The 22,768-nt window shown below is 59.7% G+C and carries 14 protein-coding genes; 13 read left to right on the top strand and 1 reads right to left on the bottom strand.

The features are described from left to right. The first annotated feature begins 432 nt into the window (after positions 1-432). Both AC6ROY_RS17635 and AC6ROY_RS17630 read left to right on the top strand, forming a co-directional pair. Positions 433-1,929, top strand: a complete 1,497-nt coding sequence (locus AC6ROY_RS17635) for an LPXTG cell wall anchor domain-containing protein (RefSeq protein WP_500101888.1) — start codon at positions 433-435, stop codon at positions 1,927-1,929. Between the two features lie 77 nt (positions 1,930-2,006). After that, positions 2,007-2,873 (top strand): class D sortase, encoded by an 867-nt coding sequence (locus AC6ROY_RS17630; protein WP_500101887.1) that lies wholly within the window; start codon positions 2,007-2,009, stop codon positions 2,871-2,873. Positions 2,874-2,881: 8 nt separating this feature from the next. Here AC6ROY_RS17630 and AC6ROY_RS17625 read toward each other — a convergent pair whose 3' ends face one another. Then, on the bottom strand, positions 2,882-4,486 hold the full coding sequence (locus AC6ROY_RS17625) for a sensor domain-containing diguanylate cyclase (protein WP_500101886.1): 1,605 nt from the start codon (positions 4,484-4,486) through the stop codon (positions 2,882-2,884). Positions 4,487-5,033: 547 nt separating this feature from the next. Between AC6ROY_RS17625 and AC6ROY_RS17620 the strand changes: the two genes are divergently transcribed. The 11 genes from AC6ROY_RS17620 (at position 5,034) to AC6ROY_RS17570 (ending at position 22,638) form a co-directional block, all read left to right on the top strand. After that, entirely contained in the window at positions 5,034-5,885 is an 852-nt protein-coding gene (locus tag AC6ROY_RS17620) for an ABC transporter permease (protein WP_500101938.1), read from the top strand. Next, complete coding sequence (locus AC6ROY_RS17615; RefSeq protein ID WP_500101885.1) at positions 5,886-6,755, top strand: carbohydrate ABC transporter permease; 870 nt, start codon at positions 5,886-5,888, stop codon at positions 6,753-6,755. Positions 6,756-6,862: 107 nt separating this feature from the next. Next, entirely contained in the window at positions 6,863-8,395 is a 1,533-nt protein-coding gene (locus AC6ROY_RS17610; protein WP_500101884.1) for an extracellular solute-binding protein, read from the top strand. Continuing rightward, positions 8,392-9,858: a Gfo/Idh/MocA family protein gene (locus tag AC6ROY_RS17605; protein WP_500101883.1), complete on the top strand. Its 1,467-nt coding sequence runs from the start codon at positions 8,392-8,394 to the stop codon at positions 9,856-9,858. The genes AC6ROY_RS17610 and AC6ROY_RS17605 overlap by 4 nt, the downstream gene beginning before the upstream one ends. Then, entirely contained in the window at positions 9,855-12,065 is a 2,211-nt protein-coding gene (locus AC6ROY_RS17600) for a glycoside hydrolase family 88/105 protein (protein ID WP_500101882.1), read from the top strand. Before AC6ROY_RS17605 ends, AC6ROY_RS17600 begins: the two co-directional genes overlap by 4 nt. 75 nt (positions 12,066-12,140) lie before the next feature. After that, a complete protein-coding gene (locus tag AC6ROY_RS17595; RefSeq protein ID WP_500101881.1) occupies positions 12,141-14,432 on the top strand; it encodes a helix-turn-helix domain-containing protein in 2,292 nt (763 codons plus the stop codon). Between the two features lie 40 nt (positions 14,433-14,472). After that, positions 14,473-16,542 (top strand): glycoside hydrolase family 65, encoded by a 2,070-nt coding sequence (locus AC6ROY_RS17590; protein ID WP_500101880.1) that lies wholly within the window; start codon positions 14,473-14,475, stop codon positions 16,540-16,542. A 62-nt stretch (positions 16,543-16,604) separates the two neighbouring features. Then, on the top strand, positions 16,605-17,750 hold the full coding sequence (locus AC6ROY_RS17585; protein WP_500101879.1) for an oligogalacturonate lyase family protein: 1,146 nt from the start codon (positions 16,605-16,607) through the stop codon (positions 17,748-17,750). A gap of 118 nt (positions 17,751-17,868) precedes the next feature. Further along, complete coding sequence (locus AC6ROY_RS17580) at positions 17,869-18,978, top strand: glycoside hydrolase family 88/105 protein (protein WP_500101937.1); 1,110 nt, start codon at positions 17,869-17,871, stop codon at positions 18,976-18,978. A 246-nt stretch (positions 18,979-19,224) separates the two neighbouring features. Continuing rightward, positions 19,225-21,906, top strand: coding sequence for a glycosyl hydrolase family 95 catalytic domain-containing protein (locus AC6ROY_RS17575; protein WP_500101878.1), 2,682 nt, complete (start codon positions 19,225-19,227; stop codon positions 21,904-21,906). 231 nt (positions 21,907-22,137) lie between these two features. Then, entirely contained in the window at positions 22,138-22,638 is a 501-nt protein-coding gene (locus AC6ROY_RS17570; protein ID WP_500101877.1) for a C40 family peptidase, read from the top strand. Positions 22,639-22,768: the final 130 nt, after the last annotated feature.

Below are 22,768 nucleotides of genomic sequence, written 5' to 3'. Positions count from 1 at the left end.
CAGCAAATGTCTGCAGGAGCTATGTATGTTTTGCGGCAGGGCGCATAACTTGTAGAAGTAAGGTTTACAGGAAGCGGACGTAGTGTCTGACGACAGCTGCCAAAGGCCAAGCCAGATCCAGGCCGGCTGATCCTAGTTAAGATTATAGAATTTGTAAGCTTTCAGCGAAGCTGAACGATTCTATAATCGCAAGAAAAGCTACTGCTAAAACACCGATGTATCTTCATCGAAAGTGCTTCGATCCGAAGTTTTACTTATTTTCAGCAGGCAGTAGAAATTTCGATTTGTTTATGATACGATATGTATCAATTATAAGATTGGGGGCGGTGTCTGAAAGGCGCGTTATTGCAAGGTTTTAGCTCATTTTTATTGGATTTGAAGGTGATGAGTAATGCAACAAACGTTCAAAAGTATACAGAAAGGAGCAAAATCATGAAGCGAAAGGTCAAACCGGTATTTGTCCTCTGGATGAGCATCCTGCTTGCGCTTACCCTCGTTTATCCTGTTTTTGGATCGGCGGTGAGTCAGGTTCGCGCTTTCGGGGCGGAAGCTGCAGCCGAACCGGCGCCAACCGCCAGCCTTGATCAGGGCTCGCCGACGGTAGGGCAGGCTGTTTATGAAGGGGCTTGCGAACAATTGCTTTATAAATCGGAAAATGAACTTCAACAGCTTCTCAAGCCGGTCTTGAAAGCGACAGGCCAGGTGACGTTTGAAATTCCGGACGGCTCCTGTGATTTGCAGTTGTCCTTTACGAGTTACGCCTTCCCGGATAATATCCAACCGGACCGGTTCGGACGGCCGTATGAGAAGCAATATTCGTATTCAAATGTGACGAGAACGTACGGTCCCGGAGTGTATACCGTCGAAGTCGATATGCCGTGCGGCTACTGGCAGCTTGATTTGTACCGAGGGCCCGAGTTGAAGACATTGGGAGTCGGCGGACACACCTCCAAGCTGATGGTGAAAGCGCTTCTTAATTATCAGGTCAACGGATGCCCGCCGCCTGAGCCTAAGGTCGAGCTGGTGGAGGCAGGAGCGCTGTGCGTAAATACGACAGGCATTGTCCGCTTCCAGCTGACGAACCGCAATGAAACGGCAACGACGATTGACTACTCGCTGGGCGGAGCCCAAGGTCAAGTGACGTTGGCGGCTGGCGAGCAGCGGATCGTGGAGCTGGCCTCCGACAGTACGGAGCGTTTGATCGTGACCGTTCACGGCCAAAGCAAGGAGACGGTCGCAGCGGACCGAACGAGCTGCAATCCGCCGCCTGAGCCTAAGGTCGAGCTGGTGGAGGCAGGAGCGCTGTGCGTAAATACGACAGGCATTGTCCGCTTTCAACTGACCAACGGCAATACAACCGTAACTGAGGTGACCTACAGCTTGCACAACGTGAGCGGTCACGTCACTTTACCTGCTGGCGGATCAGCTATCATTCAACTGGCTGCTCCGGCTGACGGAGAGCTGCTCAAGGTAACTGTCGGCGAAGCGAGCAAATTGACCGTCGCAGCTAGTGCCGCGCTATGCGGCAATGGAGGAGATGGCGTCAATCCCGGCGGCGGCGATGATGACGACGATGACAACGACGGACCTCCGTCTACGCCGCCGCCAACCGTCACCATCCCGGATGAACCTGTGCCTGCCGGTCCTGGTATGACGCCTAAGCCGGGAGGAAGCGTCCCGACGCCGTCAGACGCCGTTGTACCAGATCCTGAGCCTGAACCGCTTCCTGAGGAGCAGCCGGAGCAATCGAGCCCGGAGCCGACGGAGATGAATCCGACGACGTTTGTTCCGGACGGAGATATTCCGCTTGGTTATCCGCAATTGCCTCAGACGGGCGAACAGGTGCCGTGGACGTATTACGGCATCGGGGTCTTGCTGATTGCAGCCGGGCTGGCAGCGGCTTTCAAACGACGCAGCTCCGGATCGTAAACGAATGCATGAGGGGACTCCGGTCCCCTTTTTCATTTGACGGCAGAGCACTCGATCAATGGACGGGAGGTGCGCGGATGCGCAAAAAAGGCATTGCCCTTGTTGTCGCCGGGTTATGCTTGATCGCTTACCCGCATGTGCAGCAGGCGCGGGAGGACCGGCAGCAGCAGGAGCTGCTGGCGTCCTTCCAGTCGTTGTCCGTTTGGGCGGACTCTGGCGAAGACGAAGGCTGGCCGCAGGGAACGCTGACCGACGAACGAATGGGGCTGGACAGCGCAGTAGAGATACCCATGGCCGCAGGCCAAGGGACAACGGGAGCGCCGGACAGGCCGGGCCTAACCGGAGCCGAAGCGGTCGGTCCGGGAGCTGGCGCAGGAAGCGCAGCGGACGGCACGGCCGCTCAAGCGGGAGACGGAGAGCCGACAACAGCCGGGCCTCCGTCCGGGCCTGCGGGTTCACCGTCAGCCCGAACCGCTGCGCCGGGGATAGCGCCGGAAGCGGGTGCAGCAGAAACGCCTCGCCAGCCGCCTCCGCAGCAGGCGAAGGCTAAGCTGACGGCAATGGGTGTCATTGAAATTCCGAAAATCGCGACGAAGCTGCCCGTGCTCGCTGGGGTGACCGAAGCCAATATGAAGCTGGGCGCTGTGCATTTCAAAGGAACGGCGCAGCCGGGAGCAACCGGAAATGCCGTCATTGCCGCTCACCGCAGTTTGAGCTACGGCCGTCTGTTTAACCGGCTTGTCGAGCTGACGGAGGGGGACGTTATTACGGTCCGGACAGGCAAGCAGCAAACCGCGTACACGGTGACGGCTACCGCTATTGTGGAGCCGGATGATCTGACGGTGCTGGGGCAGCCGCGCAGCGGAAAGTTTCTTACCTTGATTACCTGCGATCCGATCGACACCGGCACTCACCGGTTTATCGTCCATGCCGTCGCGACCTGACGGGAGCATCAACAGGCTTCCAGTACAACAGCGATCGTCCGGTTCCGGCCGCTTTCCTTGGCCTCATACAGTGCCTTATCGGCCGACCGAAGCAGCGTTTCCGGCGAGTGGCAAGGGGACAGCGAGGTAGCCACGCCGATGGACAATGTGATCGTCTGGCCTGTCGGGTTGGCGCTTGCCTCGAAGGCGGTGCGAATACGCTCGGCGGCCTTGTAGGCTTCTACGTTCTCCGGCTCGGGCAGCAGTACGACAAACTCCTCGCCGCCATAGCGGAAGCAAAGCTCCGGCTGCTGCACGACCGCGACCAGCAGCCGGGCCAGATGCTGCAGCACCTCGTCGCCGACCGGATGTCCGTACGTATCATTGATTAATTTGAACCGGTCAATATCCATGATCAGCAGCGAGAAGCCGGTCGGAGCGACAGCCCAGCCTTGCAGCAGCAGCTCCAGCGCCCGGCGGTTGCCCAGCTCGGTGAGCGGATCAATCTGCGCCTCGCGTGTCAGCTGATCCGTCTGCTTCTCCAGATTGCGCAGCGCTACACTCAGCGCTTTGGTCAGCAGATCGGCCTCCCGGTTCCAATGATGGCGGGCTTCCGGCAGCCGGATCGGCTTTTTGCCGAGCTGTCCTGCCAGATCAGCCAGCGCTACAAATGGCCGCGCCAGCCAATGGGCGAGCCAGCTGGCCACCGCCAGCAGCAGCAGAAACGGCAGCACCGCGTACAGCGCCATTTGCTTCGTCTGGTGCATCAGCTGCCGGGAAACTGCCGCCTCGGGCGACACGACAGCGACCCCCCAGCCGTTGGACGGGACATGGGCATATCCGGCCAGCAGCGGAACGCCTCGTGAGTTCACCTCCTGGACTTTGCCGCTTTCCCCGTGAATGACCTTTTGAATCAGCGGCTGTGCGCTCACGTCCTCGCCGATTCGGCTTCGATCCGGGTGAAACAGCAGGGAGCCTTTGGAGCTGACGACATAAAAATAAGAGCTGGAGCCTTCGGCGGGCTTATGACCGAAAATCCGGTTCAGGATGTTATTTTCCGTGAGGTAAATCGTTCCTCCGAGAAATCCCCGGTACTCTCCTATCGAGTCGATGATCGGGACGGTCATGAATACGATAAGCCGATCCGTATTTGTCGTCATATAAGGCTCGGATAAATAAGGCTTGCGAAAGTCAACGCCCGCATAGGCCGGACGCGAGAGCAGGTAGTTGCCTACGCCGCCGCTCAGCGACTGGGGAGCGACGCTTGTCACGAACCCTTGCTCGTTAATCAGCGCCACCGAGTTGAAATAAGTACTGCTTCGGCGAAACAGCTCCAGCTGCCGGGCGATGTCCGGCTCACTGGCCTGCGGATTGGCGGCAATCGTCTGGGCCGCGTACGTCAGGCTATCGTTCATCGACGTGAACAAGGAATCCATCGTCTGGCTCATATTAGCCGCTGACGCTTCATTAAGTGATAAAGTCGTTTGCAGCAGCGACTGTTTTTTGGATTGATAGGCAAGCACAAGCATCATCGTCATGGTGACGATCACGGACAAGCTCACAAGTCCGGTTAGCAGCACAGTCAGGCTGATTTTATGGTTTTGACCGGATTTGATTGCGATGAAATTAGGCATGGCGACCTCGCCTTCGGACATGAAATTTAGATGGACAGGCAATTGGCAATGCCTAAATATTCGACATTGGCATGGGATTTCCTGTCGAAAAATGTCCTTAAATCTAAAAATTATCCAAACCGATGGACGATCAACCCGATGAGCGGCCAACAAACCAAACCGACAGCGGATGAACCAAAGCTCCAACGCATGAACCAATGCGCCAGAACCGCCAAGCCAGCTCGCCAAATGCCAGCGGCGCCGGGGGGTTATGCCCGGCTTGACGGAACGTCGGCTTGTCCTGTCCACCAACCGATCCACTGCCTTCGTACGCGAATCGTCCAATCCGGATGCATTCGCGTTTTTGTGCATGCGCTGGACAAACGGACAATTGTCGAAGTAGGGGGGAGGGGGTAAGATGACGGTACACAAAGCGAAGGAGGTTCGTGCGGTGGCAAATGTTTCGACGGATTTAGAGCCGGGCGTTGCCGGACTGCGGTCAGGCAATGCCGGGGCTCGCGAGAATCGGTATCTCGCCAACATCCGCAAGCACTGGATTTTGTATCTCATGCTTTTGCCCGGCATTTTGTACTACCTTATTTTCAAGTACGTGCCACTGGCGGGAAGTGTAATCGCCTTCCAGAATTACCAGATCTTCAAGGGGATGCTGGGCAGCGAATGGGTGGGGCTTGCTAATTTCAAGTTTATTTTTACGTATCAGGATTTCTATCTTGTATTGAGAAACACGGCGACGATTGCCTTATACCAGCTTGTGTTTGGCTTCCCGGCTCCGATCATTCTCGCCCTGCTCTTTAATGAGGTAAGGTTGATGCTGATGAAGCGGGTGGTGCAAAGCATGTTTTACTTGCCGCATTTTCTGTCCTGGGTTGTCGTAGGCGGCATTGTGTTCGAGCTGCTGTCGAGCCAGGGGGCGGTGAACATGATCCGCGGCTGGTTGGGTATGGAGCCGATCCTGTTTATGCAGGAGCAGCAGCATTTCCGTACAATTGTTGTCATCTCCGGCATCTGGAAGGAAATCGGCTGGGGCACGATCATCTATTTGGCGGCGATCGCCGGCATCAATCCGAATTTGTACGAAGCGGCCGTCATGGACGGGGCCAATCGCTGGAAGCAAACGATTCATATTACGCTGCCGACGATGCTGCCGACGATTCTGGTGCTGTTCCTGCTGCATATCGGCAACTTCCTGGAGCTGGGCTTCGATCAAATTTTCAACCTGCTGACTCCGATGACGTATTCCGTCGGCGACATTATCGAAACCTACGTCTACCGGGCCGGGGTGCTGCAAGGGCAATACAGCGTCACGACGGCGATCGGCCTGTTCCAATCCGTCATCGGCTTTATCCTGCTGTGGATCTTCAACCGGCTGGCGAGAAAATCTGAACAGGGGCTGTGGTAAATGAAGCTGACTACCGGAGATAAGCTATTCCAGGCGATCAACTATTTATTTTTGGCTGCGGCCGCTGCGACGATGCTGATGCCGCTGGTGCATCTGCTGGCCGTTTCATTAAGCTCGCCGATTGCCGCCGATTCGAAGCAGGTGTTTTTGCTTCCGGTTGAATTTACAACCGCGTCCTGGGTGCATGTGCTGCAAAACAAAGGCTTGTGGACATCGTTTGGCGTTACCGTCTATATTACAGTGGTCGGCACGCTGCTGAGCATGCTGTTTTCGGTGCTGATGGCGTTTCCGCTTTCCCGCAAGGAATTGCTCATTCGCAAGCCGGTTATGCTGGGCATTATTATCACGATGATTTTTAATGCGCCGATGATTCCGTTTTTCTTGACGATCCGCGAGCTGGGGCTGATGAACTCCTTGTGGGCGCTTATTGTGCCGGGCTTGATCGGAACGTTTAATATGATCATTATCCGTACCTTTTTTATGGGCATTCCGTCAGAGCTGGACGATTCCGCGCGAATCGACGGCTGTAGCGACGCCGGTATCCTGTTCCGCATTTATTTGGCGCTGTCCAAGCCGGTGCTGGCTACCGTCAGCTTGTTTTACGCGGTCGGGTACTGGAATACGTTCAGCCGGGCCGTCCTGTTTATCCGCGATCCGTCCAAATGGCCGCTGCAAATGAAGCTGCGCGCTTATCTGCAATCGCCGGAGGAGCTGGCGGCCGTCAATCTGGTGCTGGGCGACTACGATTTCAATACGACGACGCTGAAGGCGGCCACCATTTTGTTCGCGACGATCCCGATTATTCTGGTGTACCCGTATTTGCAAAAATATTTCGTCAAAGGCTCGATGCTCGGCTCGCTGAAGGAGTAGCCGCAAGCGGCTCACCGGCGGGCACGGGCGCAAAGCGGCAAGGCGCGGCATCGGCTGCGCAAAGGCATGAAGTAGACAAAGCGATTGAAAAAAGGGAGGCATTTTGTATGACGAAACGATTATTGGCAACACCGGCCAAGCTGTCGGCGCTGGCTTCGCTGCTGGCGGCTACCGCACTCGCAGGCTGTTCATCCACATCGGGAACCACGTCAGGCGGCGATAACGGCAAGCCGGTTCAGGTAAACGTATTCAAAAGCCACATGGGCGTCGGCTCGATTCCTGACAGCTCCAATGCGCATGTGAAATACGTCGCCGAGAAAACCGGCGTGGAATACAAGCTGACGACGACCCCTCCGGGCTCGGAGCCGACGGAATTTCTGAATTTGATGATTGCGTCCAATGAGCTGCCGGACATTCTCCGGCCAATCGGGGGCATCGAGCAGACGCTGATCAAGCAGGGCGGTGCGCTGCCGCTCGACGACTTGCTGCCGAAGTACGCGCCGAATGTCTGGAAAAACATCCCGAAGGAAGCGTGGGATATTGTCCGCTCCGCGTCCCCGGACGGCCACATTTATTATGTGCCTAAAGTGTTCCTCGTTCCGGAGCGGGCGCCGATGATCCGCAAGGACTGGCTTGATAAGGTCGGTCTGCCTATGCCCAAAACGGCCGAGGACTACAAGGAAGTGCTCAAGGCATTCCGCGACAAGGACCCGAACGGCAACGGGAAAAAGGATGAGCTGCCGACTTCAGGCCGCGAGTTCGGCAAGTGGATGGATCATTTATTCGGCATCTACGGCGTGGCGATGTGGGAAGGCAGTCCGGAATGGGATGTGTATGACGGCAAAATTCAATACGCCGGCGTAACGCCGAATATGAAGGCGTCGATTGCTTTTATCCGCGATTTGTATAAGGAGAAGCTGCTGGATAACGAAACGTTCCTGAACAAGGGCGATGTCTGGCAAGCCAAAATCAACAACAATCTCGTAGGTAGCTGGTATCATCTTCCAGCCAACGTGCGCGACCGCTATACAGCGATGCTCAAAGGCGCGCCGGACGCTTACATCGTTGGCATGCCGGTACCGAAGGTCGAAGGCTTTCAAGGCTTCGTAACCCAGAAAAGCATGGGTGAGCCGGAGTGGATCATTCCGGCCACTGCCAAAAACAAAGCCGAAGCTTCGCTGAAGCTGCTTGATTTCTTCTATGATCAAAGCAATGACGAGTTCGTCCGCTTCGGGATCGAAGGGCTGCAGCATCAGGTTGTCAACGGCAAAAAGGTGCTGCTGCCGCCGGAGGACAGCCGTCCGCTTGCCCTCGGCATGCGTAACTTGACGACGAAGGAAGACATGGATACCCGGATCAAGGAAACGGTGCCGGAGAACATGCAGAAGATGGTGCAGGATATTTTTGTGGTCAGCACCGCTGATGCGCGCCGAATCGCCGGAGATGGCTTGCCGAATACCGTTTATGAAGGATACCCGGACATTCAGTCGCACAAGCTGTTCCAGGAGTACTTGACGAAAATCGTCATAGGCGAATATCCGATGGAGAAGTTCGATGAGTTTGTTGACCGCTGGAACAAAGCCGGGGGCGAGGCTGTAACCAAGCGGGTGCAGGAATGGTACGCGAAGGTGAAGAAATGATGCGGAAACGATACGCGATTTGCGGGGTAAGCGGCCGGGCGCTCGGAATGTTCGCCAAGCCGATTTTGACGACCTTCGCCGGCACCTGCGAGCTGGTCGGGCTGCTGGATCGCGACCCGGCGCGCTTCGAGCTGTACCGGACACGGTATCCGGAGCATGCGGCGACGCCGACCTACGGGGAGCATGAGTTCGACCGTATGGTGGACGAAACGCGTCCGGATGTCATTATTGTGGCGGGGCGGGATGATACGCATGCGCGGTATTTGATCGCCGCGCTGCGACGCGATCTGGACGTGATCACCGAGAAGCCGATGGTGACGACAGGCGAGGACAGCCGGCGTGTGATGGAGGCGGAGCAGGCGAGCAAAGGCACTGTGACGGTCACCTTTAATTACCGGTATGCGCCGATCCACACCCGGATCAAGGAGCTGGTGCTGGAAGGCAAGCTTGGACGCATTACGTCGATTGATTTGAACTGGTATTTGGACACGTACCACGGCTCCAGCTATTTCAAGCGCTGGAACCGGGTGCGCGAGCTGTCGGGCGGCTTGTCGATCCATAAAAGCACCCACCACTTCGACCTGGTCAATTGGTGGATCGGCCAGAAGCCGGTTGAGGTATTTGCATACGGGGCGTTGAATTATTACGGCGCCGAGGGCGAAGCAAATCCGAAGAAGGAGGACGGCCGTTTCTGTACGACCTGTGCGTACACGCGGGAGTGCGCCTACTACGCCCGCTGGAACTCCCGCAGCAAGCATATTCGCGTGCCCGACGATCATTTGGGAGCGCTGGATGCCGCAGGCGGCGGAAAGACGACGGAAAAAAGCGCCTTTCCATATTCGGATTACCGGCCGGATCAATGTATTTTCGATTCGCAGATTGATATTGAGGATACGTACACGGCAACGGTCAAATACAACGGCGGGGCGCTGCTCAGCTATTCGGTTAACTTTTCATTGCCGTACGAGGGCTATCGTCTGGCCATCAACGGGACGAAGGGACGGCTCGAATCGGTGGAGTACCATATGCCGGGGCGCACGCCGTTCCCGACCCCGGTGCAGACGATTGATTATTTCCCGCTGTTCGGCTCCAAGGAAACGATTCATGTCGTCCACCGCGAGGGCGGACACGGCGGCGGCGATCCGCTGCTGCTGGAGGATTTGTTTATGGGCGAGGACCCGACGCGTCCGTACCGCATATTGTCCGGCGCGGAGGACGGGGCGTATTCGGTCGCAACCGGCGAAGCGGTATGGCGCTCGGTGCAGGAGCACCGGCCGGTGCCGATTGCCGAGGTGCTTGGCCTGAGCCTGAGCGGACGGTCAACTGCCGCCGCCTCGCAGCAGCTGGCTGCGGTCGCTGCCGGCGGGCAAGCGGGCAGCGGGCCGGCAGACGCCGGGCACGCAGATCCAGCGGCTGAGCGGCGAAGCGGCGCAGGCGGCGCCAAAGGAGGAAGCGAAGCATGATCAGAGCGGCAGGCGCGTATTTCGATCCTGCGGACCGGATGGCCGGACAAACGGACGGCGCCAGCATTCCGCATGTGCTGGCCGTGATGGCCCAGCGTTATGTCGGCGAGCATCCGGCGCACGCTCCGGTGTACCGGGTGACGCGGGAGAGTGAAATTCGCAAGCAGGAGCACCATCTCTATAAGTTTCCGGTCGGCCGCATGTTTCCCGACATGAAAGCGGGCCAGCAGGTATACGCCTGGGCAAAGCTGTGGTCGGGCGCGCAGCAGGACGCCATGTTCCTGCTGCGCTGCCTGGGTCCGGTGCGGCTGTACCTGAACGGACAGCAGCGGTTCGGCTCCTCGCCCGAGGAGGAGGGCGAGCTGCCGCTGAAGCTCAAGCTGGCGCTGACGCCCGGCTGGAATTATTTCGTGCTGGAGCTGGGGAAACGTCCGGCAGGCGGCAGCGGCGCGGAGTTTGGCACCGGCAACCGCAAAAACCAGCCGTTTCATTTCCTCGTCCCTTCGTTTGACAGAGAGGGAGAAGAGGGCTGGCTGTATACGGCTGCGCTGGATCACCCGCTGGCGGTCATTCCGTCCGCCGTTCAGGCGGAGGCGGCTACCGGCGTGGCCTGGCTGCCCGAGCGGCAGCCGTCGGCGGCGGACCCGTACAGCCTGAGCCGGCTGTACGGGCAGCGGCCGGGCTGGTCGGCTTACGGGTGGACGACGGTCGCGGGCCGGACCGGGACCACGCAACAGGTCACGCTGACGGGGACGGCCAATGGCCCGCTGCGCCTGCTATGGCAGGGGCGGGAGCTGCTGGCCGTCAGCCAGCCGGGCGAATTCGCCGTCCCGCTGACAGTGCCGCCGTCCGGCGGCGAGCTGTTTGTGCAGGCAAGCTGCGGCGATGCGGACTCCGGCTCCGGCGCAGGCTGGGGCTTCCTCGTGGAGCAGCCGGATGGCGCGGAGCTGTCCGTTCCGCGCGGCGTACAGGGCGCGAACGGCGTGTGGCTGCTGCTCGGCCCGTTTCCGCCGGACAAGGCGGTTAATCCGGCCGACTATACGTCGCTGGACCGGGTGGCGGACGCCGGGGAAGCGGGCAGCGTCTTCTGGACGACGGGCGAGCCTGGCGCTCATGTGCGGCCATTTCTGGAAAATGAGCTGTTCGGCCGCTGGAATTACCCGCTGGGCGTGACGCTGAACGGCTTGCTGGAGACGAGCCGGCTGCTGCAGCGCGGCGATTGGGCCGATTATGTGACGCGCCATGTGGAATTTGCCACCGCGACCTATGCGTATTCGCGGTGGGATCGCGAGCAGTTCGGCGCGGCGGGACTGAACAACCAGCTGTCGGATATCGACAGCCTGGACGACTGCGGCTCCTTCGGCTCGCTGGCGATTATGGCCGGACAGGTGCGTCCGCTGCACGGCTTGCGCGAGGTGGCGGACGACATCGCCCGCTATATCATGGAGACGCAGGACCGGATGCCGGACGGGGCGCTGTATCGCCGGGTCGGCGTGTCGCCGAGCATGCACAACACGATGTGGTGCGACGATATGTACATGAGCGTGCCGTTTCTGTGCCGGTACGCCGAGCTGACCGGACAGCCCCGCTATGTGGATGAGGCCGCCCGCCAGCTGCTGCTGTACAAAACGTATTTGTACATGCCGGACCGGCAAATGATGGCGCATGTGTTTGATGTCGCGGCTGGAAAGCCGTCTCAGACGGTCTGGGGACGGGGCAATGGCTGGGTCTTTTTCTCCCTCGCGGTGCTGCTGGGCGTGCTGCCGCAGACGCATGAGCGATATGCGGACATCCTGGCGTTTTACCGCGAGCTGGCGGAAGGCTATCGCAGGCTGCAGGGCGAGGCGGGGCTTTGGCATCAAGTGTTGACCGATCCCGAATCCTACGAGGAGTCGTCCTGCACGTCGATGTTTATGTACGGCTTTGCGCTCGGCGTCCGCCATGGCTGGCTAGAGCAGCCGGAGCGGTATGCGGCGTCTGCGCTGGCCGGCTGGCGCGGACTGTGCGAACGGGCGATTGACAAGCGCGGCAACCTGTACGGCGTATGCAAGGGCTCCAGCTGGTCCTATTCGCATGCGTATTACAAGCATGATCTCGGCTGGAATTTGAATGACACGCACGGCATCGGCATCGTACTGCTGGCAGGCATCGAGGTGCAGCGGATGAGGGAGGCGCTGGAGGCCGTACCGGCGAATGTGGCGGGGTAAACGACAGGACGCGTGCCACGAGGGGCCGACTCACGGTATAATGAGAACATCCTTGGCATAAGGTGGGACTTTAACGTGACACAATCCCTCAAGACCTGGCTGAAGCTGCACCTGGCCCATGCGCAAACGCGGTTCGTGCTGATTCTGACCGTGTCGGTTTTTCTGATTATTCTTGCGGTTAGCCTGACCTCGTATTACACGTCCAAGTCGGTGCTGCAGCAGGAGCTGAGCGAGCCGCAGCGGCAAATGCTGCAGCTGAACATGAGCGTGATCGACGATTCGATCAGGGAAAGCGATCAGATCGCGATTCAGGTAGCGCTTAACAGCAACATTTACAAGTTTTTGACCGCAGAGGTGCAAAATTCGTACGCCAATATTTCCGAGCTGTACCAGCTGCTGGGCACGATGATCAGCAATGCGCGATATATCAAAAGCATCTACGTGTACGACATCGACCGCAGCAGCTTCGTCGCGCTTCCGCAAGGGTACAGCTCCAGCAAGCTGACCTTCGGCGATTCCGACTGGGTGAGCGTAGCCGATGAATTCGGCGACCGGATGACGGTGATCAAGAAACGGCAGGTGCCGGAAGGGGCCGGCGGCAAAGGCTCGAATGTGACGCTGTTTCGCAAAATTATGATTCAGGGCCAGTTCAAGGGCATTGTCGCCGTCAATCTGAAGGATGAGGAGCTGTTTGCGAAGCTGAATCCGCCTGCGCTCAACAATTTGGACCGGATGCGCTTTATTATCGACGAGCGCGATGAGGTGCTGTATGCGTTCTCAAACTACACGTTTGATAACAGCGTTGTCCAGCAGGCGCTGACGATTCTCAAGCGGGAGGGGCAGGGAGGCGGCGATGTGACCTACCAGGGCGGCCAGCTGCTGATGAATCAGCTGGAATCGCCTGTCACGGGCTGGCGTTACGTCTCGCTGGTCGTGCAGGACAGCCTGCTGGCCCAGTCCAAGAAGGTCCGCAATGTCGTGCTGGCCGTGTCGGTGGCCGCGCTGGCGCTGGGCGCCGCCACGATTTTCTATATTAATGCCGCGGCCTTCCGCCCGGTGCGCCGGCTGAAGCAGCTGTTCAGCGATTACGAGCAGCGGACGGACGGCGGCCCGGAAGGGGTCGATCTGGAGAAGCTGGCCGGGGAGCTGCTCAGCAACCACGCCCAGATGTCCCGGCTTGTCCGGGAGACGATGTCGGAGGCGTCCTCCAAGCTGCTGCAGGATATTTACGCCGGCAGCCTGACCGGCAGACGGGAGCTGGAGGAGAAATGGGGCCGCTACTTCGGCGATTGGGGGACTGCGCCAATCACGGCGGCTGTACTGTCCATTGACCGTTATGAGTCGTGGTCGCGAACGTTTTCCGGCGGCGACCAGTCGCTGCTGAAATTTGCGCTGGCGAACATCGTTGCCGAGCTGTTCGAGCCGCAGTGGCATATCGTCTGCGCCGACTTCGGCAAGGACAAGACGGCGATTTTGCTGCAGCCGCGGGACGGAGCCGCACCATCGCCCGACAGGAAGCTTGCCGAGGCGTTGGATGTCGCGGCTTTGCTGCTGAAATTCAGCGTGTCGGCCGGTCTGAGCACGCCGCAGACCGATATTGCGCGATTGAAGCAGGCGCTGATGGAGGCGGAAAACGCGCTGACGTACCGGCTGTACCAGAGCTACGGACAAGCGATTCCGTTTCAGACGGTGTCCGGGCATGAGGCGCGGGAGACGGTGGCCGATGAGGCGCTGCTGGAGGAGCTGACGCGGGCCATCCAGACAGGGGATGTCGCCGGTTCCGTGCAAGCGGTGGAGCGTATGCTGGCGCATCTTCGCGCCGCCTACGGCTACCCGTCCGCGGCTCTGTCCTTTCTGCAGGCGGCGCTGGAGCGGATCGACCGGATTCGTCCGGCTGACGAGGAAGAGGCGAGGCCGCTTTATGAGCGGCTGGATACGCTTAGTCTGGACGACATCGGCAGTGAGCTGAAGCGCCGCGTCATCCCGCTGGCCGAGCAGTTCCATCAGCTGATCGGGAGCAAGGACTTTCATTTGTGCCAGCGGATGATCGACTACATGAAGCAGCATCTGGGCGAGCCGATCGGCATTCCCGAAATTGCCGAGTCGATCGGCATCAGCAGCAGCCTGGCAAGCCAGGTGTTCAAGCAGGAGACGGGCGAGACGATCTACAATTACTTGACCCGGCTGCGAATGGAGCGGGCTGGCGAGCTGCTGGTGAAGACGGATAGCCGCATTTCGGATATTGCGCTGCTGGTCGGCTATCAGCATGAGAACAGCTTTATCCGCAGCTTTCGCAAATTCAAGGATATTACGCCCGGCAAATACCGGGATATGATGAGAACCCGGATGGATGCCGTGCGCGAATAACGCCGCGGGGCCGCATCCGTCTCACACTCAAGGAGGCGCTATGGACAGACGTAAAATTGTAGACCGGCACCAGCCGGAATTGACCAAATGGGACCCGCTGTCCCCGTTTACCGTCGGCAACGGCGAGTTTGCGTTTACCGCCGATCTGACCGGCTTGCAATCGTTTCCCGGCCAATACGAGGTGCCGCTTGGCACCCAGGCAGGCTGGGCGTGGCACAGCACCGGCGGACATCATCGGTACACCTTGCAGGACGCCTCCTATCAGCCGTTTGACACCCATGGCCGTGCGGTCGGCTATCCGATGAAGCCGGGCGACAAGCCGGATGCGTACCATTGGCTGCGGCAAAATCCGCATCGCCAGCAGCTGGGCCGGGTCGCCTTCCGGTTTCTGCTGTCCTCCGGAGCCGAGGCGGAAGCATCCGATCTGACGCCGGTGCGCCAGCGTCTTGACTTGTGGACGGGGCTGCTGGTCAGTGAATTTGAGGTGGAGGGCGTGCCCGTTCGCGTCACGACAGCCTGCCACCCGACACTGGATGCGATCGGAGTGCGCGCCGAGTCCGCGCTGGTCGCTCAGGGACGGCTGCAGCTGTTCGTTCGCTTCCCTGCGCCGGATATGCTGCATACCGCCTGGGCCAAGGCCGTATTTCCAGATTGGGAGCATGATGAACGGCATCAGACCCGGCTGAAGGAAGCGGAAGCCGGTCAAGGCCAGGCGGTGCTGGAGCGCCGGATGGACGACGATTCGTATGAGGTGCGCTGGACATGGAGCACGGCAGGGCAGCTGGAGCAGACGGGCACGCATGAATTTACGCTGCGCCCGCAGACGGCCGGCGATGTGCTGGAGTGCGCGGTCGCTTTTGCGCCGCGTGATCCGCAGACGGCTGCGGTCAGCGACATCTTGACGGCAAGCGCCGCGTTTTGGGAGTCGTTTTGGCTGAGCGGAGCTGCGGTTGATTTTGCCGGCAGCTCCGATCCGCGGGCGTATGAGCTGGAGCGCCGGGTGGTGCTGTCGCAGTTTTTGTGCGCGCTGCATAGCGCAGGCACGATGCCGCCGCAGGAAACGGGGCTGATGTACAACAGCTGGTTCGGCAAGTCGCATCTCGAAATGCACTGGTGGCACGGGGCGCATTTCCCGCTCTGGGGCCGCGCCGACATGCTGCTGCGCAGCATGGACTGGTACACGGACATTTTGCCTGTGGCCCGCGAGCTGGCCCGTTCGCAAGGCTATGAAGGCGCGCGCTGGCCGAAAATGGTCGGACCGGACGGCAGCCCGTGCCCGTCGCCGGTTGCGCCGGGGCTGATCTGGCAGCAGCCGCATCCGATTGCGCTGGCCGAGCTATGTTACCAGGCGGAGCCGTCCGACGCGATGCTGAAGCGCTTCCGCGATGTCGTATTTGGATCGGCGGACTTCATGGTGTCGTTCGCCCATCTGGACGAGGAACTGGGGGTGTACGATCTCGGACCGCCGCTCATTCCGGCACAGGAATGCCATCCGCTCGACGGAAGCAAAAATCCGCCATACGAGCTGGAATACTGGACCTATGCTCTGAACATCGCCACCCGCTGGGCGGAAAGGCTGCAGGTTGCGGCCAATCCGCGCTGGGCCGAGGTGGCTGGAGCGATGGCTCCGTCCCCGCAGGCGGACGGCGTTTACTTGGCCCATGCGCTGTGCCCGGATACATTTACGGCGAAAAATCACGATCACCCGTCCATGCTGGGCGCGCTTGGCCTGCTGCCGGGAGCGGCGATTGACCGTCAGGTGATGTTGAATACGCTGCTGAAGGTCAAGGACGTCTGGAGATGGGGCTCGGCATGGGGCTGGGACTTCCCGATGTGCGCGATGACGGCCGCAAGAGTCGGGGAGCCTGATTTGGCGGTCGATTTTCTGCTGATGGATGCGGCGAAAAACACGTACTTAACGAATGGACATAATTACCAGCGGGCAGGCTTGTCGGCGTATTTGCCCGGCAACGGCGGCCTGCTGACGGCGGTGGCGATGATGGCCGCAGGCTGGCAGGACCGGGAGGGCGGAAACGATTCGCCCAATCCGGGCTTCCCGCAGGACGGCAGCTGGTCGGTGAAATGGGAAGGGCTGAAGCCTTGGCTGTAAAGCAGGCAAGCGCGTGATATCGCGTGATATTCGCGCAAAGCGGACAGAGGGAGGCGTGAAGCATGGCAAAGGGCACGGTATGGCCGTCGGAGCGGAGGACGTACACCGACCGGCTGACGGGACTTGAAGTCACGCAGCTGACGGATTATAAGGCGCACAGCCATCATTTATATTTTACGGAAAGCGGCTGGTATGACGGGGGGCAGCGGCTGCTGCTGATCTCGGACCGCGGCAACAGCACAAATTTGTACAGCTTGCAGGTGGACAGCGGACTGCTGACCCAGCTGACAGATTACCCTGACAATGATTTTCTTGATGCATGCCTGCTGCCGGACGGCAGCGCGGCTTTCATCAAGCTGGGCCGCCGACTGATCCGGCTGGACCTTGGCTCGCTGGAGGAGCAGCTTTGTTACGAAGCGCCGGAGGGCTATCTGCTTGGCAACGCAAGCGTGGCGGCCGACGGGCTGTCTGTGCTGACCTGCGTGCAGGAGGACTTGTCGCATCGCATCCGGCTTGATCTGGGCAATGGCTACGTCGGCCACCGCGAGCTGATGGAAGCGGCGCCGCACAGCATGATCGTGCGCATCGACGCCCGGCTGGGCGGCGCGGAGCAGGTCTATGAAGCGCATCGCTTCATCACCCATATCAACGCTTCGCCGACGCAGCCCTGGCTGCTGACGTTCTGCCATGAAGGGCCGTGGCATCTGGTTGATCATCGAATCTGGGGGCTGGACCTGCGCACAGGCGAGGCGTGGAAAATCCGCGAGCGGCTGGAGCCGCGCGAAAAGGTCGGCCATGAATTTTTTTATCCGGACGGAGTGACGATCGGGTATCACGGCTTTCGTGAAGACGGCACGAACTTTTTCGGTAGCATTCAGTATGACAACACCGGCTGCGAGGAGACGGAGTTCGGGTTCGATACCTGGCACGGCTATGCGGACGGTCTCGGGCAGGCGGTTGTGGACGGCAAAGGCCATGTCAAAACGCTGAGCCTCTGGCGGCGCTGCAGCGATGGCCGGTACGACGGGCCGCGTATGCTGTGCGAGCTGCGCTGCAGCTTTCATTCGCAGAAGGTGCATGCACATCCGCGATTTGATGCGGAGGGCAAGCGGCTTGTATTTACGAGCGATAAAAACGGCTACGGCAACGTGTATCTGATCGACATTCCGGAAGATATAACGGGACTGCCGCTGTTTACCCCGTCATAAAGACTTGGGACGGCGCGAGCATCACCGGCGCGGCGGATGCCGCTGCCGGGCGGTTGGAGGAATCGAAAGGAGCTGAAGGAGCATGCAGGCAACGACGGCAGCAGCCGGAGCCGGGCAGATGTCAGGCAAGGTCGGCGCGGCAATCATGGCGAAAAGCGTGGACGGCTACCATCCGAATATCGCCAATAAATGGGGGTATGTCGCCGGCATGGCGCTAACGGCGCTTGGCCAACTGGGCGATTGGACCGGAGACGGCGCCTACCGGGCATTTGTGAAACGCCATATGGATGTATTTGTCCGTGAGGATGGCTCGATCCGGGGCTACACGCTGGAAGACTACAATCTTGATCATATCAACAAAGGCAAAAACCTGCTTGGTCTGTGGCGGGAAACGGGTGAAGCGAAATACGAGCAGGCGGCGCGTCTGCTGGCCGCTCAGCTGATCGGCCAGCCGCGTACGGAGGAAGGCGGCTTTTGGCACAAAAAGATTTACCCGTTCCAGATGTGGCTGGACGGCTTGTATATGTCGTCGCCGTTTATGGCGGAGTTTGCCCGGACGTTCGGCGAAAACGCCTGGTTTGACGAAGCTGCGCATCAGCTGCTGCTGGTCGAGCGGCAGACGCGCAATCCGCAGACGGGCTTGCTTTACCACGCGTGGGATGAGAGCCGCGAGCAGCGCTGGTGCGACGGCGGCACCGGACGCTCCCGGCATGTCTGGGGACGGGCGATGGGCTGGTACGCTATGGCGCTTGTGGATGCGCTGGAGCATTTCCCGGCGGCGCATCCGAAGCGCGGCCAGCTGATGGGCATTTTCGAGCGGATGGCAAATGCGGTCGTGCGCGTCCAGGATCAGGACAGCGGACTTTGGTACCAGGTCATGGACTGCAATGGCAGGGAAGGAAACTACCTGGAGTCATCCGGCTCGTGCATGCTTACCTATGCGCTGGCGAAAGGAATCCGGCTGCGGTATTTGGCCGAAATCGACCGGAAGGTTGTGGAGCGCGCTTACGAAGGCATCCTGAGCCGCTTTGTGACGGAGGATGAGCAGGGCGTGCATCTGCACCGGATCTGTCAGGGAGCGGGTCTCGGCGGACGCAAATACCGCGACGGCTCGTACGCGTACTACTTGAGCGAGCCGGTCGTCAGCGATATGCTGATGGGCGTCGCGCCTCTGCTGCTTGCCAGCCTGGAGCTGGAGCGGCTGCGGGCGGAGCAGCCTGCGGAATAAATCGGGCAGCCGGAGCCGGGCGCACATCGTAATCGTTTCATCAGGTTGATGGCTTGCGTATGTATGGTAAGGTTCGACTTGTATAGCTCCATGTTGAGTTTCTCACCACAGCATGCCTGTCTCCGGGTTGGAGACGGGTTATCTGTGATGCCTTGGCATGGACTGCTTGGGGGCAATGTCCGCCCGACAGAGAGAAGCTTGACGCGAAGCTGTGATTTTCTGATACAGGAAGGGAGCTTGGAGCTTATGCCGCAACAAACCGAATTATCGCCGCCCGCCTCGCTTGGCGAGCAGCTTGTGATGAACTATCCGGCCTCCTGGTGGCGGAATATGTGGCGGGAGGCGCTGCCTGCGGGCAACGGTGTCGTGGGGGCGTCCGTCTTTGGCGGCGTGCATGAGGAAACGGTGCTGCTGAACCACGCTGGGCTGTGGCACTGGGGGCAGCGCGATGAGCTGCCGGATGTCAGTGACGTACTGACAGTTACGCGTCAATTGATGGATGAGGAGCGGTACGCCGAGGCAAGCTGGAGGCTGGCCGACACGTTGAAGGAGCGGGGCTACGGCACAAGGCTGGCGTCGCGCTTCCCGCTGGCGGCGATTCGGCTGCTGATGCCTTGCGCGCAGGCGTTCCGCGCTTACAGCCGGACGCTGAACATGGCGACGGGTGAAATTACGGTTCGCTGGCAGTACGGTCAGGCTACGATCCGGCGCAAGCTGTTTGTGTCGCGCGCCGATGACGCGGTCGTTTGGGAGCTAAGCGCTGAGCGTACGCCAGCGGGGGCGGATCAAGCGGCACGCGGCGCAACGGAATTGGAATCGGAAGAGGAATCGAAGGCGGAATCGAAGGCGGAATCGGCTGATGCTGGCGGGGCTTCATCGGTCGCGGCTGAGGGTGTGAAGATTTCGTCGGCCCTTACTGATGCTGCCGCCATTCCAGCGGCTCCAGCCGAGGTACCCGGCTCTGTCGGCGTCGCAGGCGAGCTGAGCCTGCTGCTGTACCCAAGCGACCGTTGGGCCGATACGCCGGAGTACAAGGAGCTGGAGCAATCGGTCGAAACCGGCTGCGATGACCGCTTTATCTGGTATGCCGGGACCAATGATGACGGCACTGATTTCGGCGCAGTGCTGCTGGTGCAGCCAGCGGGCGTGGGGGATGCCCGGCTGGCGGGCGACGCCGGCACGATCCGGTTTGACACAGATGGCCCGCTGCTTGTGCTGGCCAAAGTATTTGTCGCCGGGAACCGGCAGCAGGATTGGCCCCGGCTCAAGCAGGAGCTTGCCGCGCTGGCCGTCGACACGTCCTATGAGGCGCTGCTGGAGCGGCATGAGGCGCTGCATCGGCCGCTGTACGAAGCCGCGTCGCTGGAGCTGGAGCCAGAGCCAGAGCCAGAGCCAGAGCCGGGGCTGGAGCAGAAGGCGGCGCAAAAGGTCCGCTCCAACGAACAGCTGCTGCTGGACGCGTATCAGGGGGAAGCGCCGACCGCGCTGATCCGCAGTATGTGGGCGTATGGCCGCTATTTATTTATTAGCGGTACAGCTGACCGGGAGGAAGCCGGGCCGTTTGGCTTGTACGGCTTGTGGGGCGGCGATTACCGGCTCGTCTGGAGTCATCATATGGCGAATGAAAATGTCCAGATGATGTATTGGCACGCCCATGTCGGCGGCTTGGGGGAGCTTGTTCCGCCGTTGTTCCGGTACTATAACGGTATGCTGGACGACTTCCGCGCCAATGCGCGCAAGCTGTACGGCTGCCGCGGCATTTATATTCCGGCAGGCACAACGCCGGGCATCGGGGTGCCGAATCAAATTGTGCCGGTGATTCTCAACTGGACAGGAGCGGCTGGCTGGCTGGCCCGGCATTACGCCGAGCATTTCCGGTTTACCGGGGACCTGGATTTTCTTCGTCGGACGGCGTTGCCTTTTATGCGCGAGGCACTGCAGTTTTACGAGGATTTTCTCGTGGTGGAGCCAGATGGGAGCTACCGGCTGTATCCGTCCGTCTCACCGGAAAATACGCCGCAAAACTATATGCCGACCGACGGCAAGCCGCTGGCTCATCCGATGCCGACCGCCATCAATGCGACAATGGACGTAGCGATTGTCAAGGAGCTGCTGCAGCAGTTGCTGGAAGCCAGCGAGGCGGCTGGCGGCGATCCGGAGGAGGAGCAGCGCTGGCGCGAGATGCAGCGGCTGCTGCCCGCGTACCGGATCAATGGGCACGGGGCGGTCAGCGAGTGGATTCATCCCGGCTTCGAGGACCGCTATGCTCATCGTCACCTGTCCCATGTCTACCCGCTGTTCCCTGGGAATGAGGTAACGGAGGAGCAAGCTCCGGAGCTGTTCGCAGCGTTTGCGGAGGCTGTCCGGCGGCGGGAGATCGGAGCGCAAAGCGGCTGGTCGCTGGCCCATATGGCGGCGATTTATGCCCGGCTGGGCGACGGGGATAGCTCGCTCGAAAGCCTTGATCTGCTGTCGCGCTCCAGCTTGCTGCCGAATTTGTTCACGCTGCATAATGACTGGCGCGGGATGGGGATCTCGATGACGATGCCTGCCGCTCCGATCCAGCTTGATGCGAATCTCGGCTGGGTCAATGCGGTGCAGGAGCTGCTGCTGCAGGTATCGCCGGGGCTGGTCAAGCTGCTGCCTGCCTTGCCGACACGCTTGCCGCGCGGACGGCTCGGCGGCTGGCGGTTTCCGGGCGGACGCGTGGATATCGAATGGAATCGTACAACCGGGTTATTCCGGGCCAGGCTGTCGGCAGAGCGCGCCGTGGAGCTGTCCGTCAAGCTGCCGGACTGGGCATCCGGCTGCCTGATTCATCCGGCTGGCGGGGCGGACGCGGCAGCCTTCGGGCCGGAAGCTGCATATGGCCGGATTAAGCTGCCAGCCGGGGCGTCGGTTTCCTTTTCCAGCGAGAAGACAACATAAGCCCGCTTGTCAAGCCCAAATATTGTCCAATATTCTCATGAATTTCTCATAATCCCCGTTTTGCCGAGCAATGAAAAGGGATTGCGACTTTTCTGGTAAATGGTGGGCATGGTGTTTGTGGTATGGTGATATTGGGTACAGTGACCAGCCGGTTTCAGCGGCGGCTCCCGCAATCCGGCATGGGCTGAACTCACCCAACAGCAAACCAGATCAACATCCTAGGAGGAAGTCATGAACAAAACCAAGAAAAGCTTGATCGGTAAAATCGTAGTAGGCGTCACACTGAGCCTCTCGGTCGCGTTTTCGGGCCATGTGCTGACCGCGCCTCAAACAGCTTACGCCGCTTCCGCTTCGACAACGGCTTCGAAAATTATCCAGACAGGCAAACAATATTTGGGAACCCCTTATCAATTTAGCGCTAAAGCGGGCATTTCCAGCGCTTTCGATTGCTCGTCATTTACCCAATATGTATTTAAAAAACATGGCATCGACCTGCCGCGTTCCTCTCGCGATCAGGCCAAGGTGGGCACCCGGGTCAGCAAAAGCCAGCTGAAGCCGGGCGATCTGATCTTCTCGGACACGAACCGCGACGGCACGATCAATCATGTGAGCATCTACATCGGCGACGGTAAAGTGCTGCATACGTATAGAGTTGGCATCGGCGTCACGATTTCCACGTTTAAGGACAGCACTTGGGACAAAACGTTTGTAACCGCGAGACGAGTGCTGTAACGGAGCAAACGCCAAGCAGCTTTATGTTCTGACAAAATGCGTGCTGTAATTGACCAAACGTCCAGCTTTGCGAAGGGTCTATGAACCGGCTCCTTGCGTGATGCTGCGACATTCGACAAAGGTCCGACCG

The organism is Paenibacillus sp. sg306046 (assembly GCF_059821225.1).
Note: the sequence above shows the minus strand (reverse complement) of the source record. Positions and strands in the feature narration are given on the sequence as shown.

Excerpts from the sequence above, each read along its gene's own strand:
- AC6ROY_RS17635 (WP_500101888.1), top strand. The coding sequence starts at position 433 with ATGAAGCGAAAGGTCAAACCGGTATTTGTCCTCTGGATGAGCATCCTG.
- AC6ROY_RS17630 (WP_500101887.1), top strand. The coding sequence starts at position 2,007 with ATGCGCAAAAAAGGCATTGCCCTTGTTGTCGCCGGGTTATGCTTGATC.
- AC6ROY_RS17625 (WP_500101886.1), bottom strand. The coding sequence starts at position 4,486 with ATGCCTAATTTCATCGCAATCAAATCCGGTCAAAACCATAAAATCAGC.
- AC6ROY_RS17620 (WP_500101938.1), top strand. The coding sequence starts at position 5,034 with ATGCTTTTGCCCGGCATTTTGTACTACCTTATTTTCAAGTACGTGCCA.
- AC6ROY_RS17615 (WP_500101885.1), top strand. The coding sequence starts at position 5,886 with ATGAAGCTGACTACCGGAGATAAGCTATTCCAGGCGATCAACTATTTA.
- AC6ROY_RS17610 (WP_500101884.1), top strand. The coding sequence starts at position 6,863 with ATGACGAAACGATTATTGGCAACACCGGCCAAGCTGTCGGCGCTGGCT.
- AC6ROY_RS17605 (WP_500101883.1), top strand. The coding sequence starts at position 8,392 with ATGATGCGGAAACGATACGCGATTTGCGGGGTAAGCGGCCGGGCGCTC.
- AC6ROY_RS17600 (WP_500101882.1), top strand. The coding sequence starts at position 9,855 with ATGATCAGAGCGGCAGGCGCGTATTTCGATCCTGCGGACCGGATGGCC.
- AC6ROY_RS17590 (WP_500101880.1), top strand. The coding sequence starts at position 14,473 with ATGGACAGACGTAAAATTGTAGACCGGCACCAGCCGGAATTGACCAAA.
- AC6ROY_RS17585 (WP_500101879.1), top strand. The coding sequence starts at position 16,605 with ATGGCAAAGGGCACGGTATGGCCGTCGGAGCGGAGGACGTACACCGAC.
- AC6ROY_RS17580 (WP_500101937.1), top strand. The coding sequence starts at position 17,869 with ATGTCAGGCAAGGTCGGCGCGGCAATCATGGCGAAAAGCGTGGACGGC.
- AC6ROY_RS17575 (WP_500101878.1), top strand. The coding sequence starts at position 19,225 with ATGCCGCAACAAACCGAATTATCGCCGCCCGCCTCGCTTGGCGAGCAG.
- AC6ROY_RS17570 (WP_500101877.1), top strand. The coding sequence starts at position 22,138 with ATGAACAAAACCAAGAAAAGCTTGATCGGTAAAATCGTAGTAGGCGTC.